We start from the raw sequence: 15,562 nt of genomic DNA on the forward strand, positions 1-15,562 counted from the left end.
ATATATAGGGGCAATTAGTTACAAAATATTAAGCCTGTATCTTAGATTACCAAGTAATCATAGATACAGGCTCTTTTTAAAAATTTTTCTTCTTCAACTAAAGCACCCGTTAGTTCAATAAGAAAAAATTATCTATGATTATTAAAGTGGCCCACCTTCAAAACCAATAGGCCATCCATCGTCTTTAAATTTTACTTTATACTGAAACTCAAAGTGACCATCATAAATAAAAGCTAAACTAAACCCTGAAAATATATAATCGTCAAAATTAACCATCTTTCCAAAACATATTGTGGATAGATAGTAGTTCTTCATTTCTTGATTAGGGAAGAATTTCTGTAAATATTTTAATGCACAGCTTATATGTAGATGGAGTTCATCGAATATTTTCTCTGCCATTTCGATAATCTCCACATCGGGATTTTCATTATTCCCTTGAATAATAATATCCACATCTTCCCATTCTCCGATATTAATACTATAAAACCACCGTTCTTGAATGAGATACTTCTCATTTTCGTATACAGTGGGATTAACTAGGTTTAATTTTTTCACCTCATCTTTAGTTAACGGTTTATCAAGAATAAGCTTTTTATGCAAAATGTCTTTGATATTAGAGACAATATATTTAGATTTGTTTAATTCTAAAGAGTCCATTTTCCACCTCATAAATTATAAAATAAAGTAAATTCCCCCTTAATTATATCATCATCCTTATTCAACTATCCTGCCATTTAGTTCAATAAAAAAAGGCTTCCTTATTCAGAAGCCACTTTTTCGTTTTATGCAACTCTCGAACCCCGTTAGCTTCATAAGTACCTTCTCTTCTGCTTCACACTAATTTATTCTCAATCACTTTGCACACCGAACATGTTTTAAGTACATAAAATGCCTATATATTTTTAGCTGCTTATGAAAAGAGGTGAAGAAAATTATGACTTTATATATGGATTACACATCACCATCAACTCAATACACATTTGACGTAAATAACAGTCCCTTGTTTAAAAAGGATAACAACAACCTCATTAACATATTAGGTGTGAACCAGTTAAATACATTGGAAAATGTATCTCTGTTAGACATTTTCCTAAGTGCCAATAATGTAGCAGAACCGCAATATCACCCAAATGCTGCCGAATTGAACTATTGTATTTCCGGGGAGCTAACTGTTTCGATGCTGAACCCATTTACAAAACAAATTCTCAATTACGCTATTACCCCCGGTCAAGTGGCAAACATTCCACAAGGTTGGTGGCATTATCAAATGGCTACTGCTGATAACACTCACTTTTTAGCAATTTTTGATGCACCAACTCCAGAGGTTGTTTTTGGTTCAGACATTTTAAAATTTACTCCTACAAATATTATGGCACATACCTACTGTCTCGATGAAGATAAATGGAAAGAAGCAATTGAACCGGTTAAACCATCAACAGTTATAGGTCCTTACACAAACTGCAATAGAAAAAATGAAAATTTCTCTCAGCAGTATTTAATTCAACAGTATCAACAACAACAATATAATCAACAATATCCCTACGTGCCTCAGTATCAGCAATACTGGGGCTTTAGATAAATTAAATAAATAAATCTATCGGCATGGCTAATCCATGCCTTTTCTGTGTACCTGTTTCTGTTTGTCTCAAAAGCAACAAGAAGGAGTTATTTCGCTTCTTCAACTAAACTGCCCGTTAGTTGAAGAAGCATATTCATGTTTTTATTTATTTGCCAACTTTCCAAGTAAAAGGGAGTGGTCGTTTTTTTTGTGTACCTATTAAAAAGGGCTGTCCCATAAGTCAGTGTAACTAACTTACGGGACAACCCCTTTATATCATAAAAGTATGATTATGCTTTTGACACGTTCTTCTTTGTAATTTTTCTAATTATATAGACGGCTAGTATGACAAGCGCGCCGATCATAATATACTTCACATACGGACCAGACACTTGATTAGCTTGTTCCCATCGGCTTCCTAATACATTGCCTAAGTAAACAAAAAGCATACTCCACGGAACAATTGCAACCACTGTGTAAATCGTAAACTTTGTTGCAGACATTTTTGCGATTCCTGCTGGAATAGAAATAGCATGTCTTACTACTGGAACAAATCTTGCAGAAAAAATCACACCTGGACCATATTTGTGGAACCATCGTTCAGCCATTTCTAAATGCTTAGGACGAATTAACAAATATTTTCCGTATTTTAATAAAAAAGGTCGGCCAGCATAATATCCTAACCAGTATAGGAATAATTGAGCAATTGTGCCTCCAATCGTTCCCGCAAGAACAGCCCCCCAAAATGCCATCTGTCCTTGTGATACAAGAAATCCAGCGTACGATAAAACAACTTCACTCGGAATCACCTCAATCATAAGTCCTAGCATGACACCAGCATAACCGAGCTTAGCTAAAAACAAAGAAATTGCATGAATTACTGCGTGCATTATTAAAACCTCCAAAAAATTACTGCCTTTGGACATTCTAACAATGAAAACTGAATAAAAGATGAAAACAAGATTAAAATCACATTAGAAATGGGAAATGTTTTACATTTTCAAAATATACACTTGATTTTCTATCTAACTCTTCTTATCAAAGTTGCCATTGTTAATATACATAACCATTTCAAAACACTCTATTTATTCAATCTTTACATAAATACTTAACTTACAAATTCATTATATGCACGAATAAACTAGCACAATTTTTTCCTAATGCAATATAATTTGCACAAAGGAAAAATTTATGTTCAAATAAAAGAAATATGATTTAATAAAAGAAATAACTAACCTAAATAAAACGAATTGCATCAAGATAACAAACAAAAGGGGAAACAAAACATGACAGAAAACACAAAAGAACGAGAACACCTTCCACCAAATAATAGGACGATGCAATCAGCACAGTTAGCTTTAAGCGGTGAAACAAAAGGACTGAAACGATTATTACCATTTTTGGGACCTGCTTTTATTGCATCTGTAGCTTATATTGACCCAGGTAATTTCGCTACGAATATTGCAGCCGGATCTCAGTACGGTTATTTACTACTTTGGGTCATCCTTGTTTCAAATTTAATGGCTGTGTTAATCCAATCCTTGTCAGCTAAATTAGGAATTGCAACCGGAAAAAACCTTCCGGAAGTTGCTCGGGAGCATTTTCCAAAACCTGTTTCTATCGGTTTATGGATACAAGGTGAATTAGTAATTATGGCGACTGATCTCGCTGAATTTATCGGCGCTGCCTTAGGGTTATATTTACTATTTGGTATTCCACTGTTGCCGGCTGCATTAATTACAGCTGTTGGCTCATTTATTATTCTAGAGTTTCAACGCAGGGGGTTCCGCCCATTAGAAGCGGTTATAACTGGTATGGTCTTTATAGTCGTTATTGCTTTTGGTGTACAAGTATTTTATGCAAAGCCAGAACTAAGTCCTCTTCTCTCAGGACTTTTCGTTCCTAAATTTCAAGGTGTAAACAGTATTTTACTTGCCGCAGGAATTTTAGGTGCAACAGTTATGCCACACGCGATTTATTTACATTCTGCTTTAACACAGCGCCGCGTAGTAGGAACGACAGATGAACAACGAAAAAAGATTTTCCGCTTTGAATTTATTGATATTGTAATTGCAATGGTCATTGCCGGAGCAATTAATGCAAGTATGTTAATTGTAGCAGCTGCTCTATTCTTCAAAAACGGACTACCTGTCGAAGATTTAGATGTCGCTTTTCACGGCTTTGAACACTTAGTCGGACCTGCATCAGCAACTCTTTTCGGGATTGGTTTACTAACCGCCGGCTTATCTAGTTCTTCCGTGGGTACGATGTCCGGGGATATTATTATGCAAGGATTCATCCGTAGGCATATTCCTTTATACTTGCGACGATTTATTACAATGATTCCGCCGCTTGTTATTATTGCATTAGGTGTGAATCCAACTCACGCCCTCGTAATGAGTCAAGTCGTTTTATCATTTGGGATTGCATTTGCACTAATTCCACTCATTATCTTTACAAGTAAAAAAAGTATCATGGGTGTTCTAGTCAATCACCGCCTTACAACAGCGATTGCATGGTTGATTGCCATATTAATTATCGCCTTAAATATATTCTTGTTGTATCAAACATTTATTGGTTAATAGGAAAGAGAATGTCTTCTACAAATCTAAATGCATTGGATTTGTAAGACATTCTCTTTTTATTTTGCTTCAGTATGTACAAGACAAACGCATTTATTAAATCCGTTTTGTATATCAGATTTAATCTGAAAATTAAGTTACATAATATTCAGATATAGACTATACTGGGATAGTATGGAAATTTTTTCAGGGGGATATGAATATATGAATGATATTACGATAGCTATTATATTAGGTATTGTAGAAGGTCTAACTGAATTTGCTCCCGTTTCGTCTACAGGACATTTAATTTTAGTGGGGCATTTGCTTGATTTTGAAGGTACGACTCGTGCTACGACATTTGAAGTCGTAATTCAGCTCGGATCTATTCTTGCAGTAGTCGTTGTCTTTTCGAAACGTCTGCTCAATATCATAGGAATAGGCAATTCTATTAAATCGACAGGTGCTGCAAAGTCGCACCTCAATATGTTACATGTGTTAATTGGGATTCTTCCTTTTATGATAGGTGGATTTCTATTTCATGACTTTATCAAAAATGTTTTATTTTCACCCAAAACTGTCGTAATCGGTCTAGTAGCTGGTGGAATTTTAATGATTATTGCTGATTTACTACATAAAAACCGTTCTGTAGCTTCCGATCTTGATTCAGTAACTTATAAACAAGCCTTATATATGGGATTATTTCAATGTTTTGCTCTTATCCCAGGCTTCTCTAGAATGGGATCAACCTTGTCAGGTGGCTTACTAATTGGAATGAATCATAAAACGGCCTCTGAACTTAGCTTTATTATGGCTGTACCCATCATGTTCGCAGCATCTGGCAAAGACTTATTCGATAGTTGGAGCTATCTCACTGCTAATGATCTCCCTTTATTTATTACGGGATTTTTAACAGCCTTTATCGTGGCATTGATTGCAATTAAATTTTTCCTTTCACTTATTTCAAAAATAAAATTAATTCCGTTCGCGATTTATCGTTTTTTGTTAGCAATTATGTTCTGGATTTTTATTTTGTAAAATATAAAATAAAACAAAGAACCTTTGCGTTAAAGCAAAGGTTCTTCGACATTTAATTAATTTAGGGATGTTACTTCGTATTACATAACTAATCCTCGTTTATAACGGCTCGCTTCAAAAATAATACGCTCTTCATCTAACGTTTTACATTCACCGTTCCAGACAATATGCTTCCCATTAATTACAACATCCGAAACATCTTTTCCACTCGCTGCATATACAAGGTGTGACAACACTTCTTCTGCTGGCTGTAAATGCGGTTTATTAGATGGATCAATTGTAATAAAGTCAGCACATTTGCCTACTTCTAGTGAACCTGTTTGTTTCATCCCAATTACGGCTGCTGCACCTTTTGTTACTAATGAGAGAACTGTTTCCACTGGTAATGTTGTTGCATCTTTATGAATACCCTTTTGCAATAAAGCTGCAATGCGCATTTCTTCAAACATGTCTAAATTGTTATTAGAAGCAACACTATCCGTTGCAATTCCAACTTTTATTCCGCTCTCTAACATCGCTCGAACATCTGCTATACCCGATCCTAATTTTAAATTACTAATCGGATTATGAGCAACGCGAACATCGTTTTCCGCTAAGAAAGTGCGCTCATTTTCATTCAGTACAACACCATGTGCAATTACTGTTGGTCTCTGGAATAAACCGCAATCTGCTACATACTCTACTGGACGTTTTCCGTATTGTGCTTCAATATCCTGAACTTCACGCTCTGTTTCGGAAAGATGAATATGCACCATCGTCTTATTTTCCACTGCAATTCGTGCACACTCTTCTAGCATTTCTGTAGAACATGCATATGGACTATGAGGAGCGACCATCGTCGTTAACATACCATCTTTATTGTAATAACGTTTTACATACTTCTCCGCTTCATGAATTGCCTTCTTTTCATCTTCTTTCGTTCCGAAGCTAAATAATGTTCGAGAAACAGCAGCGCGCATTCCACTTTTACGAACAGCTTCCATAATAGAATCTTGATCTACTCCAATTGGATTAAACATATCAGAAAACGCTGTTGTTCCGCTTTTCACCATCTCTAACAAACCAAGCTCTGTGCTAGCAACAGCAAGCTCTGGTGTAAATTGACTTTCAAGTGGCCAAATTCTCGTTTCAAGCCATGGCTTTAGGAGCATATCGTCACCTATTCCACGTAAAATACTCATCAAGACATGCGTATGCGTATTCACCAGACCAGGTAAGACCCATTTTCCATGAAGATCAATAACTTGATCCACTTGTTTCTCACTAGATAATTCTCCTGATTGCACTTCTATAATTTGACCATCTTCTACAATGATATATCCATTTTTCAATACTTCATTCTTTTCATTTAAAGTCACGATTGTAGTGCTTACATAAGCTGTTTTCAAAAATATTTCCCCTCTCGACTCTATTTGATATAAACATCCCCACCAATAAGTTACTACCATCATAGTAACTTATTAATCACCAAGAGTCAAAAGATAATTATCACGAAATAAATCCCTTTATATGGATACGAACTTTTTGTTTTAAAGCATCATATTGTATTTCATTTGTATCTGCAAATGCTTCTTTTCTATTAGAAGGAATGTCCATATATGTTATCTCTTCTAAAAATTGCGATGCTGTAAAATCATATTTTTTACCGTTGATCCTGTTATAAAAATGCCAGCCTTCCGGAACTTTCGTCTTCATGATCTCTCCTCCAAAGAAATCATTGATTACTAATGCAGTTACACCACATTGTCCTCTAGCTGGATGATCTGGTGTCCATTTTGAACTCGTTTCTATTGACCAAGATTGCAATAAAACATCACTCATCTTCTCTATTTCGCTATACTTCATATTAAGCATCTCCTAATTAAATTCAAAATATCCGATTAGAATGAATAAGTTTACATATCATACTGCAAAAGCGGAAGTAGACGATCTTTAAACACAGTAGAAGGTGTTTCTCCTATTAGTTTCGCCCCCATTTTTATGTAATACCCTTTCGCATTCGGATCGCTATCAATCGTAAAACTCTTAATGTTTAATTGGAATGCTTTTTGAATAACACTTTCCCAAAGAATTCTTCCATAACCTTTCCCTTTATACTTAGGATCTAAATATAGAAAATCAAGACTGTCTGCTTCTTTTCTTTGGAATGAAAAAAATCCGATTATTTCTTGTTTTTCTTCTAAAATATAAACATAATTATTCTTAATATATTGTTCCGTAATTGTTAAGTCTTCCTTACATGCCAATATAAATTCTTCACTATAATTCCAAGTTGCTTTTGAGGATAATGCGAGGTTACTTAGCTCATTTGCTTCTTTTAATAACACTTCTCTAACAATCATTCCTTTCTCTCCCTTTCCCCTTTATATTGTGGTTTTGAAAAAAAGTTTAATTAAAAATAGCTCACAAACATGTATTTATGGTAAATAAAGAAGAATCCATTTTGAAAAAAAATTAATCAAAATAGATTCTTATCTAGCAGTTTTAAGCTTTGGTTTTATAAAAAAGTTTAATCATTTTCGACTTGTGATGCTCCTCGATCGCGCCCTTTAATGGAACAAAGCACAATAATATCTGTAAAATTTAATTAAGCACGATGTTTAATATATTTCATAATCAATTTATATTTCATCAGCCATTTTCAAAATAGCTTTTATTATTACATCAGGTTGGTCATACATTACTGAGTGACTACTATTAGGAACTAAAATGAATTCACTATTAGTGGATAAATTGGTCAATTTTTTTTGAGAATCCATCCATATCTTTTCAAAGCTATCCGCTTCTTGTTCTGAGAATCCTAATTCTGTTGCCTGCAATTCTACGTCACTCGGTGTGATAATTGTTAAAGGCTTATCTCCTAAAGAGCGAGTACCTTCCAGTAATTTCTCATTGCTTTTTATTTGCTTGATTTCTTCATTTAATACTTTGAAAAATGAAGTGTCCCAATGAACATTTACATACTTTTTTGCAGAAAGGTAATTTGGCATTGAATCTGAAAACATATTTTCCCCAAATAGCCGTACTATTCCAATTTGAGATAATATACGATTCATCGATTGGTCTTGTGTCTCGAAAAACTTGTCATTAAATGATTTTGCTTGTTCTGAAAAATATTCATTTCTAGAATCAACAAGCACTAATCCCGAAACCTTTTCTGGGTACTTTTCTGTAAAGAGACGAGAATAGATCCCTCCAACAGAATGACCCACTAATATTACAGGGATGTCAATTTTAGAAGATTCGAGAATCTTACTTAAATCATTAATCGTCGTATCGATAGAAAATCCATTAGGAGGTGGATCACTCCATCCATACCCTGCTCGGTCATAAGTGATTACTTGGGTATGTTTTGATAGTTCTTTCTGAATGTTCGACCAATCATAAGACCAATTACCAGTCCCTGTTTCAATAACAACAGGTGGCAAACTCGTTTTGGTTCCTTTAATATTCATATGTATTTCTCTGTCTCCGACATCAATCATTTGTCCATCTGGAGGGTAGTTACTTTTAACATTTTTGTAACTGGTATATTCATAAAGGAACCCTGAGACCAATGTTAGTAAAATGATTGTAATCAAGGTCATTCCAAGTAATTTCAACCTTCTAAATGGTTTAATAACATTCGAATATTTAACCTCCAAATCACCATATCCCTTCACTAACTCTTTTATTTTAATTATTTAACAACCAATCACTATCCATTTAAATTTCAAACTTTTTCTGAACCGCTATTCCGTTAAATGGCCCCTTTAGTTTAAAGCATTTCTTCATACTCATACCCAATTTTAACATAAATATCCATTTTTGTTCAGAAGTCTTATTTGTTGCTTTAGAATAATGTTTGATCAAATTGATACTAATAACCTTGATAAACAAAAAAACAGAAAAAGCGTGTTTTGAGAAAAAGATCAACCAAAACACACTCTTAATATATTCTATTGAATCATTCTTTTATGCAAAAGTTTGATTATTTCTGTGCCCCTTATTCCATTAAAGCTCTCATAAGTGACATATGTGAATTTATTGACAAGCACCTAAAGGATTTCCATCAGGATCAAAAAACGTAAAGAATCTGGTAGCCCCTTCTCCACTAATAGGATTTACTTTGACACCACGTTCAATTAACAGTCGATAAATCTCATTAATATCTTTAGAGATAAAATTATAGTATTTTCCTACCCCAAAGTTATTCTCAGGAAACTTCATTGGTTGTTGATTAACAGTTCTTACAAGGCATATTACTGTTTGTGACTCTTCTGCAATCTTCATAACAGCAGCTTCTCTCTCAATATAAATAAGTTTAAATCCTAATTTTTCTTCATACCATTCAGCTGATATTTTCGGGTCTTTGACTGGTATAAATACACCTTCCATACCATTCAATAATGGTTGTGACATTCTATATCCCCCTTAGAAATTTTTCTTTTTTCTCTTCGCTACTATTCAGCCATAACCCTTCCTTCTCTTACCCAAGAATCTGAACTGATTGTGGAACAAGAAAAAATCCTACATTATCATAATAGGATTTTCGATAAAAATTTTATTAATGATCATTCTTTATCCAAAATCTACATATAAACAGTTCATCTTTTTTTATAAACAGTGCAACTTTATTTCAAATCAATATATACAACGAAGAAATGTACATGTAATTTATCACAACGAAAATTCTTTCATTTCTGAATATTAATTGTACAATATTCTAAAAAATAAACCCCACCTATAGAAAAAGGTGAGGTTTTCCTCTTACACAATATGCTCGTTTAACCAAAAAATCACATCTTGAAATACTTCCTGTCTGTTCACTTCGTGGAACATTTCATGCCTTCCATCTTCATATAAACGAAGCGTTACATCTTTGACACCACATTTTTTATACATATCATATACTTCTTGTACACCTTTTCCCATGTTTCCAACCGGATCACGGTCTCCCGAAAAAATATAAATAGGAAGCTCTTTTGGTGTTTTCTTATATTCTTCAAGTTTATTGACCATCAGCACACCGTTAAATAATTCACGGTAAAAGCTCGTTGTACAAATAAATCCACATTGTGAATCTTCTATGTATCTATCAACTTGATTCGTATCCGAAGACAGCCAATCAAACTTCGTACGGTTTGGCCTAAAGTGTGAGTTAAAATTACCAAATGATAAGAAGTTCAGCATTGGACTTTTCGTTTTTGCTCCGCGAAGCTTCATTTCAATCGTTGCCATTTTATGACCAATGACTCCTAAAAGCCCCGGATTCCCTCCTGTTCCAGAAATAAGGAATCCATTATATAACTCACCGCGAAGCTGCACAGCACGTCTTGCTAAGAAAGATCCCATACTATGTCCTAATAAGAAAAGTGGACAGATGTGTTCCTTACGAATAAGCTCTGAAACGAAGATTACGTCAGAAACAGCTTGATTCCAGCCTATATTCGGCTCGAAATGACCATAATCTTCTTCCTGCTTTACTGTTTTTCCATGCCCGCGATGATCATGAGCATATACCCCGTATCCAGCTTCCAATAACGCTGCAATACATTCTATATAGGAACCAGCATGTTCTGCCATACCATGCGCAATTTGAACAATCCCACGAGGCTCACTTTCTGGTAACCATTGACGTAAATAAATTTCCGATCCATCCAATGTCATAACGAAGCTTTCCTGTATGTTCATTTTGACAGCCCCCAATTCTATAATCTACTTCACAACAATACGAATCTATATCTTTATAAGATGAACCACTATTCATTTTTTTCTTACTATAAATTATATGTAAAAGCTTTCCTTATTACAAATTATGATATTTTAATTTCTACCACTTCATTCTTGACGAAACGAAACTAAAGTTGTATAGTTACTTACATAAAGTAATTAAATTATTGGAGGTAAACTAATTATGATGCCATCATTATTTTTAGCACATGGTTCTCCTATGCTAGCCATCCAAGATACCGGCTATACAAAATTTTTACAAACACTTGGTAAAACATATAAACCAAAAGCAATTGTCATTTTTACAGCTCATTGGGAAAGTGAAATTTTAACTATTTCTTCTTCAGACAATGCATATGAAACGATTTATGATTTTGGCGGCTTTCCTCCTGAATTATATGAAATAAAATACGCTGCAAAAGGTTCGTCCGTCCTTGCAGCAATGCTAGAAGAAAAATTTAAAAACCGAGGGATTGCGGTTCAAAAAGATACAACGCGCGGATTAGATCATGGCTCTTGGACACTTCTACACCGTATGTACCCAAAAGCTGATATACCTGTCGTTCAAATTTCAGTAAATCCCTTCCTTCCTGCAAAAGAACAATACGAAATTGGAAAAGCCATTCAAGAACTTGGAAAAGAAGATATTTTAGTCATCGGCAGCGGTGTTACGGTGCACAATTTACGAATGTTAAAATGGGAACAAACTACGCCTGAACCATGGGCTGTTGAATTTGACGAATGGCTTATTGATCAAATTCAAAACAACAATACAGACGCCCTATTCAACTGGGAAGTTGAAGCTCCTCATGCACGTTTAGCTGTTCCAAGAGCAGAACACTTTGTTCCTCTTTTCATTGCAATGGGAAGCGGCAAGGCAGAACCAAAAGTAATTCATCGTAGCTATGAATTTGGAACATTAAGCTATCTTTGTTTACAATTTTAATTCTCGATATTATAGAGATATTAATGTGGAGAAAGTCCAGTAATTCAATACTGGACTTTTCTTTATTCCTCTTTATCAAAACAAACTTACTCTATACTTTCATTGAAGCTATTTTAACATCTTATCGCTCGTTAAGACGTGATAAATGTTGAACCATAAACACTTGCTCATTTCCAACTATGAATCCCGCTTCTTTTAAAATACGAACAATTACTTCATTAGAAGAAGGCAAATTCATTGTCATTCTTTTTATTTGATCTTGTAAAGGAGAAAATATTTCACTTAATCCAAAGCGAACAATATCTTCCTGATCTAGACGTTTTGTATCTACATAACATTGATACAATACAGTTGCTTGTTGTTTTCCTGTCTGATCAAGTACTTTTTTATAAAGAAAATACGCTAATTCCTCATTTGTATCATCATACACAGTTAATAATTCTCCATCTTTTCTTACACTCATCCATTCCGTCTGCCAAGGTTTTATTTCTTCATTTGATATTTGAATAGTGTGTATATCCTGCGCTGTACCTCTTTTTACATGGTATGTATTACTTTGTAGCAACTGAAAAGCATCTTCTTCTAATATTCCTGTATGCTGTAGCATCAAAAGTTGATCAACTACTTCATACCCCATCTTTTTATAAAGATGAATAGCCGCATCATTTTTACTAATTGCCTCCAGCGTCGCGATATCTACTCCTTCTTTTTTATACAGCTCTAGGGACGCTCTTACTAATTCTCCCCCTACCCCTCGATAACGAAATTGAGAAACAACACCTGTTCCACCATTCCATGCAATTTTTTTACCATGCATCATTCTAATTCCATTTAAGATAATACCAACTGGCTGACCGTTATAAAACGCTACAAGTGAAAAAGATGGTGACAATTCCTCCAGTGTCATTCTTGCTAAAAAAGCATCCATTGTCATTTTAATTTCGATAAAATACCCTTCGAATCCAGCATTCCACAAATTTGTAGCTTCTTCGAATGATAATGTGCCTAACGATTTTATTTCATACATCTCATCCCAACTCCCTTCCCTAAATAACTATTATCACACTAAAGCATCTTCCTGCTGTTTATTAAAAATAATGTGTATACCCATACATAATAGAAACAAGAACTGTAGTTACAAGTATACCAGGCAATAAATTTGCTACCTTAATTTTGATAATTTCAAGTAAGTTTAATCCAATGGCAAAAATCATAATCCCGCCAGTCGCTGTCATTTCCACAATAAAATTATTCATTAATGTTTCCGGTACAAAACGATCAATTTGCGTTGCAAAAATTGCAATCAGCCCTTCATATAAAGTAACAGGAACAGCCGAAAATAATACGCCCATTCCTAATGTTGTCGTTAAAATAAGTGAAATAAAACCGTCTATAATCGCTTTCGTATATAAAACATTATGATTTCCACGAATACCACTATCTAAAGCACCAATAATCCCCATTGCTCCCATTACAAATATTAATGTTGCAGTTACAAATCCGAGTGATATGCTCCCTTTTCCACCTGAACCTATCTTTTTCTCTAGCCAATCTCCTAAATTTTTTAATTTTTCTTCTAACATAAGCAATTCCCCGATTACTGCTCCAATGACAAGACTTAAAATGACGATTAAAAAATTTTCACTTTTCAACCCCATTTGCAAACCAAGTACCGTTACTGCTAAACCAATTGCATGCATAACAGTCGATTTCACATTTTCTGAAATGCCACTAAAAATTCTACCTAATAATGTCCCTGCAATAATACATAGTCCATTTACTAAAGCCCCAAGTAAAACCATTCTCTCCCACCTATTCTTTCTATATATAAAATTATAAGTAGAATTATAGACTATTTTTCAAAAATTTAATATTTTCAATTTACACGTTGTCCTAATCAAGCTACTCATGTTACCCTATTATTAAAAATCATTATAAATATATATCAGAATATAATTCCAAATTAACATTTAATATATTTATTTTATTAACTCATAAGGAAGGGTTTTTATGAAAATTCGAAAAAGAACATTACTAAAACGCACCATACTGTTAGCCATACTTTTTACCCCTATAATCTTATTGATCAACTATGCGCTAAATTCAGAAACGAAAAATGAACAAAACACAAAAGTAAAAAATAAGCAAACAGAAAAGGCAAAAGGAAAAGAACCAACAGAAAAGCCGAAAGAAGATCCTGAAATTACCCTTACATTCTCGGGTGATACAATGTTCGATTGGCAATTACGCCCTGTTATTCAAAGTAAAGGTGCTGATTATCCATTTCAGCATGTAAAGCCGGAAATAGAAAAAGCGGACTACTCATTTGTAAATCTAGAATCTGCGTTTACAACTCGCGAGAAAAAATATCCTGGCCAACTATTTTGGATTAAAAGTGATCCCTCCACATTACAAGCTATTAAAAATACAGGCTATGATATTGTTAATATCGGAAATAACCATACACTCGATTATTACCAAGACGGCTTATTAGATACAATTTCCCATGTAGAAAAAATAGGCCTTCCCTATATCGGCGCAGGCAAAAATGCATCAGATGCGTATACAGCGAGAGAAGTTACAATTAAAGGTAAAAAATTTAAGTTTATCTCGTTTGTCCGTTTTATGCCTGATTCTGCATGGGTAGCTACAAATGATAAACCCGGCGTTGCAAATGGCTACGATTTAAACTTAGTTACGAAAACGATTAAAGAACAAAAGAAAGATGCCGATTATATGATCGTATATATGCATTGGGGTGTCGAAAAAACAAATCGTCCAGCTGACTATCAAAAAGAATATGTACAAAAAATGGTAGAAGCAGGAGCAAATGCAATTGTCGGAAGCCATCCGCACTGGTTACAAGGCTTTGAATATTACAACAAAGTTCCCGTTGCATACTCACTTGGAAACTTCCTCTTCCCTGATTATGTAACAGGACATAGTGCAGAAACTGGTGTATTAACACTTAAGTTTAAAGGAAAAGACGTACAAATGTCATTTAATCCTTATATGATTCGTAATAACCAAATTACACCGCTTCAAGATACAGAAAAACAAAACATGCTGCAGTACTTACAGTCTATTTCCAATGATGTACAAATTGATAAAGATGGAAACATTATTAATAAACGGACACAATGAATACTCCCCCACTTAGCAAAGCTTGAAGTGGGGGTTTCTAACGTTTCGACCTAACGGACGATTAACGTCAGTGGAGTTAACACACTAGCGAGCTGTTTCACGCCTAACCCCTCTATCCCGTTTATCCATGCATCCGGGACTACTTTTCGTAAAATATTAGCCGCAGCATTTACGTCTGCGTTGATTTCGATTCCTTTTGCAGAACGATACATACCACGCTTCATTCGTTTTCCTGAAAACGTTTCATTTTGGTCATTTGTTCCATACGTTGGAATAAAGTCATGATCTAGAAAACTTGCTTTTGATGTGTAAGATTCCTCGGTTACAACAACTTGAATACCTACTGCATTTGCTTTGTATGTAATCATTTGAATCAATACACTATGCGAGATATGGCAAAATGTTTGGTTATTTTTCTTTCCCATATCGGTTTCTTGTTTCCAACTTTTGTTTTGACCAATAACAATTTTGCAAACTTCCTCTTCTTGAGCTAGTTTTACAATATGATGACTAGCTTTATGGAAGATGTCCTTTATTTTCAGGTAACGCTTTTGGTGAAGTTTTTCTATTCTTTTAGAAGTAAAAGGTCCTTCCTTTGTTTGT

The 15,562-nt window shown here is 34.4% G+C and carries 16 protein-coding genes; 5 read left to right on the forward strand and 11 right to left on the reverse strand.

The window, feature by feature from the left end; genetic code table 11:
- Nucleotides 1–141: 141 nt before the first annotated feature.
- Nucleotides 142–657: a hypothetical protein gene (locus tag ACTDJC_RS13725; protein ID WP_440603716.1), complete on the reverse strand. Its 516-nt coding sequence runs from the start codon at nt 655–657 to the stop codon at nt 142–144.
- 277 nt (nt 658–934) lie between these two features.
- Between ACTDJC_RS13725 and ACTDJC_RS13730 the strand changes: the two genes are divergently transcribed.
- The gene (locus tag ACTDJC_RS13730; RefSeq protein WP_429715579.1) at nt 935–1,579 is read left to right on the forward strand and encodes a cupin domain-containing protein; all 645 of its coding nucleotides are present in this window, start codon (nt 935–937) and stop codon (nt 1,577–1,579) included.
- A gap of 269 nt (nt 1,580–1,848) precedes the next feature.
- Here ACTDJC_RS13730 and ACTDJC_RS13735 read toward each other — a convergent pair whose 3' ends face one another.
- Entirely contained in the window at nt 1,849–2,451 is a 603-nt protein-coding gene (locus ACTDJC_RS13735) for a DedA family protein (protein ID WP_440603741.1), read from the reverse strand.
- Nucleotides 2,452–2,844: 393 nt separating this feature from the next.
- On the opposite strand from ACTDJC_RS13735, the gene ACTDJC_RS13740 reads away from it, so the two are divergent.
- Together ACTDJC_RS13740 and bacA are read left to right on the forward strand one after the other, a co-directional pair.
- Nucleotides 2,845–4,140 (forward strand): Nramp family divalent metal transporter, encoded by a 1,296-nt coding sequence (locus ACTDJC_RS13740; RefSeq protein WP_440603717.1) that lies wholly within the window; start codon nt 2,845–2,847, stop codon nt 4,138–4,140.
- Between the two features lie 204 nt (nt 4,141–4,344).
- The gene (bacA, locus tag ACTDJC_RS13745) at nt 4,345–5,157 is read left to right on the forward strand and encodes an undecaprenyl-diphosphate phosphatase (RefSeq protein WP_440603718.1); all 813 of its coding nucleotides are present in this window, start codon (nt 4,345–4,347) and stop codon (nt 5,155–5,157) included.
- An 80-nt stretch (nt 5,158–5,237) separates the two neighbouring features.
- Here bacA and ACTDJC_RS13750 read toward each other — a convergent pair whose 3' ends face one another.
- The 6 genes from ACTDJC_RS13750 to ACTDJC_RS13775 form a co-directional block, all read right to left on the reverse strand.
- On the reverse strand, nt 5,238–6,605 hold the full coding sequence (locus ACTDJC_RS13750; protein WP_440603719.1) for a bifunctional S-methyl-5'-thioadenosine deaminase/S-adenosylhomocysteine deaminase: 1,368 nt from the start codon (nt 6,603–6,605) through the stop codon (nt 5,238–5,240).
- A 40-nt stretch (nt 6,606–6,645) separates the two neighbouring features.
- Nucleotides 6,646–7,002, reverse strand: a complete 357-nt coding sequence (locus tag ACTDJC_RS13755) for a YunG family protein (protein WP_098309967.1) — start codon at nt 7,000–7,002, stop codon at nt 6,646–6,648.
- Between the two features lie 50 nt (nt 7,003–7,052).
- The gene (locus ACTDJC_RS13760; RefSeq protein ID WP_440603720.1) at nt 7,053–7,499 is read right to left on the reverse strand and encodes a GNAT family N-acetyltransferase; all 447 of its coding nucleotides are present in this window, start codon (nt 7,497–7,499) and stop codon (nt 7,053–7,055) included.
- 279 nt (nt 7,500–7,778) lie between these two features.
- Nucleotides 7,779–8,801, reverse strand: a complete 1,023-nt coding sequence (locus tag ACTDJC_RS13765) for an alpha/beta fold hydrolase (RefSeq protein ID WP_440603721.1) — start codon at nt 8,799–8,801, stop codon at nt 7,779–7,781.
- A 379-nt stretch (nt 8,802–9,180) separates the two neighbouring features.
- The gene (locus ACTDJC_RS13770) at nt 9,181–9,558 is read right to left on the reverse strand and encodes a VOC family protein (protein WP_098310580.1); all 378 of its coding nucleotides are present in this window, start codon (nt 9,556–9,558) and stop codon (nt 9,181–9,183) included.
- A gap of 348 nt (nt 9,559–9,906) precedes the next feature.
- Entirely contained in the window at nt 9,907–10,830 is a 924-nt protein-coding gene (locus ACTDJC_RS13775; RefSeq protein WP_440603722.1) for an alpha/beta fold hydrolase, read from the reverse strand.
- 223 nt (nt 10,831–11,053) lie between these two features.
- Here ACTDJC_RS13775 and ACTDJC_RS13780 point away from each other — a divergent pair, with 223 nt between their 5' ends.
- A complete protein-coding gene (locus ACTDJC_RS13780; protein ID WP_253629277.1) occupies nt 11,054–11,815 on the forward strand; it encodes a DODA-type extradiol aromatic ring-opening family dioxygenase in 762 nt (253 codons plus the stop codon).
- Between the two features lie 121 nt (nt 11,816–11,936).
- Here ACTDJC_RS13780 and ACTDJC_RS13785 read toward each other — a convergent pair whose 3' ends face one another.
- Nucleotides 11,937–12,842 (reverse strand): GNAT family N-acetyltransferase, encoded by a 906-nt coding sequence (locus tag ACTDJC_RS13785; RefSeq protein WP_253629276.1) that lies wholly within the window; start codon nt 12,840–12,842, stop codon nt 11,937–11,939.
- 61 nt (nt 12,843–12,903) lie between these two features.
- A complete protein-coding gene (locus ACTDJC_RS13790; RefSeq protein WP_440603723.1) occupies nt 12,904–13,617 on the reverse strand; it encodes a DUF554 domain-containing protein in 714 nt (237 codons plus the stop codon).
- Nucleotides 13,618–13,825: 208 nt separating this feature from the next.
- On the opposite strand from ACTDJC_RS13790, the gene ACTDJC_RS13795 reads away from it, so the two are divergent.
- Complete coding sequence (locus ACTDJC_RS13795) at nt 13,826–14,959, forward strand: CapA family protein (RefSeq protein ID WP_440603724.1); 1,134 nt, start codon at nt 13,826–13,828, stop codon at nt 14,957–14,959.
- Nucleotides 14,960–15,009: 50 nt separating this feature from the next.
- Here ACTDJC_RS13795 and ACTDJC_RS13800 read toward each other — a convergent pair.
- Nucleotides 15,010–15,562: IS200/IS605 family accessory protein TnpB-related protein (locus tag ACTDJC_RS13800; protein WP_440603725.1), on the reverse strand; the 553-nt coding region annotated here is incomplete at its 5' end.

This window comes from Bacillus sp. GB_SG_008, assembly GCF_052038115.1.
Classification (GTDB): Bacteria; Bacillota; Bacilli; order Bacillales; family Bacillaceae_G; genus Bacillus_A; species Bacillus_A rhizoplanae.

What these genes read in the sequence shown, in the direction of transcription:
- ACTDJC_RS13725 (WP_440603716.1), bottom strand. Translation starts at nt 657, where the DNA reads ATGGACTCTTTAGAATTAAACAAATCTAAATATATTGTCTCTAATATC.
- ACTDJC_RS13730 (WP_429715579.1), top strand. Translation starts at nt 935, where the DNA reads ATGACTTTATATATGGATTACACATCACCATCAACTCAATACACATTT.
- ACTDJC_RS13740 (WP_440603717.1), top strand. Translation starts at nt 2,845, where the DNA reads ATGACAGAAAACACAAAAGAACGAGAACACCTTCCACCAAATAATAGG.
- bacA (WP_440603718.1), top strand. Translation starts at nt 4,345, where the DNA reads ATGAATGATATTACGATAGCTATTATATTAGGTATTGTAGAAGGTCTA.
- ACTDJC_RS13750 (WP_440603719.1), bottom strand. Translation starts at nt 6,605, where the DNA reads ATGGTAGTAACTTATTGGTGGGGATGTTTATATCAAATAGAGTCGAGA.
- ACTDJC_RS13755 (WP_098309967.1), bottom strand. Translation starts at nt 7,002, where the DNA reads ATGAAGTATAGCGAAATAGAGAAGATGAGTGATGTTTTATTGCAATCT.
- ACTDJC_RS13760 (WP_440603720.1), bottom strand. Translation starts at nt 7,499, where the DNA reads ATGATTGTTAGAGAAGTGTTATTAAAAGAAGCAAATGAGCTAAGTAAC.
- ACTDJC_RS13770 (WP_098310580.1), bottom strand. Translation starts at nt 9,558, where the DNA reads ATGTCACAACCATTATTGAATGGTATGGAAGGTGTATTTATACCAGTC.
- ACTDJC_RS13775 (WP_440603722.1), bottom strand. Translation starts at nt 10,830, where the DNA reads ATGAACATACAGGAAAGCTTCGTTATGACATTGGATGGATCGGAAATT.
- ACTDJC_RS13780 (WP_253629277.1), top strand. Translation starts at nt 11,054, where the DNA reads ATGATGCCATCATTATTTTTAGCACATGGTTCTCCTATGCTAGCCATC.
- ACTDJC_RS13785 (WP_253629276.1), bottom strand. Translation starts at nt 12,842, where the DNA reads ATGTATGAAATAAAATCGTTAGGCACATTATCATTCGAAGAAGCTACA.
- ACTDJC_RS13790 (WP_440603723.1), bottom strand. Translation starts at nt 13,617, where the DNA reads ATGGTTTTACTTGGGGCTTTAGTAAATGGACTATGTATTATTGCAGGG.
- ACTDJC_RS13795 (WP_440603724.1), top strand. Translation starts at nt 13,826, where the DNA reads ATGAAAATTCGAAAAAGAACATTACTAAAACGCACCATACTGTTAGCC.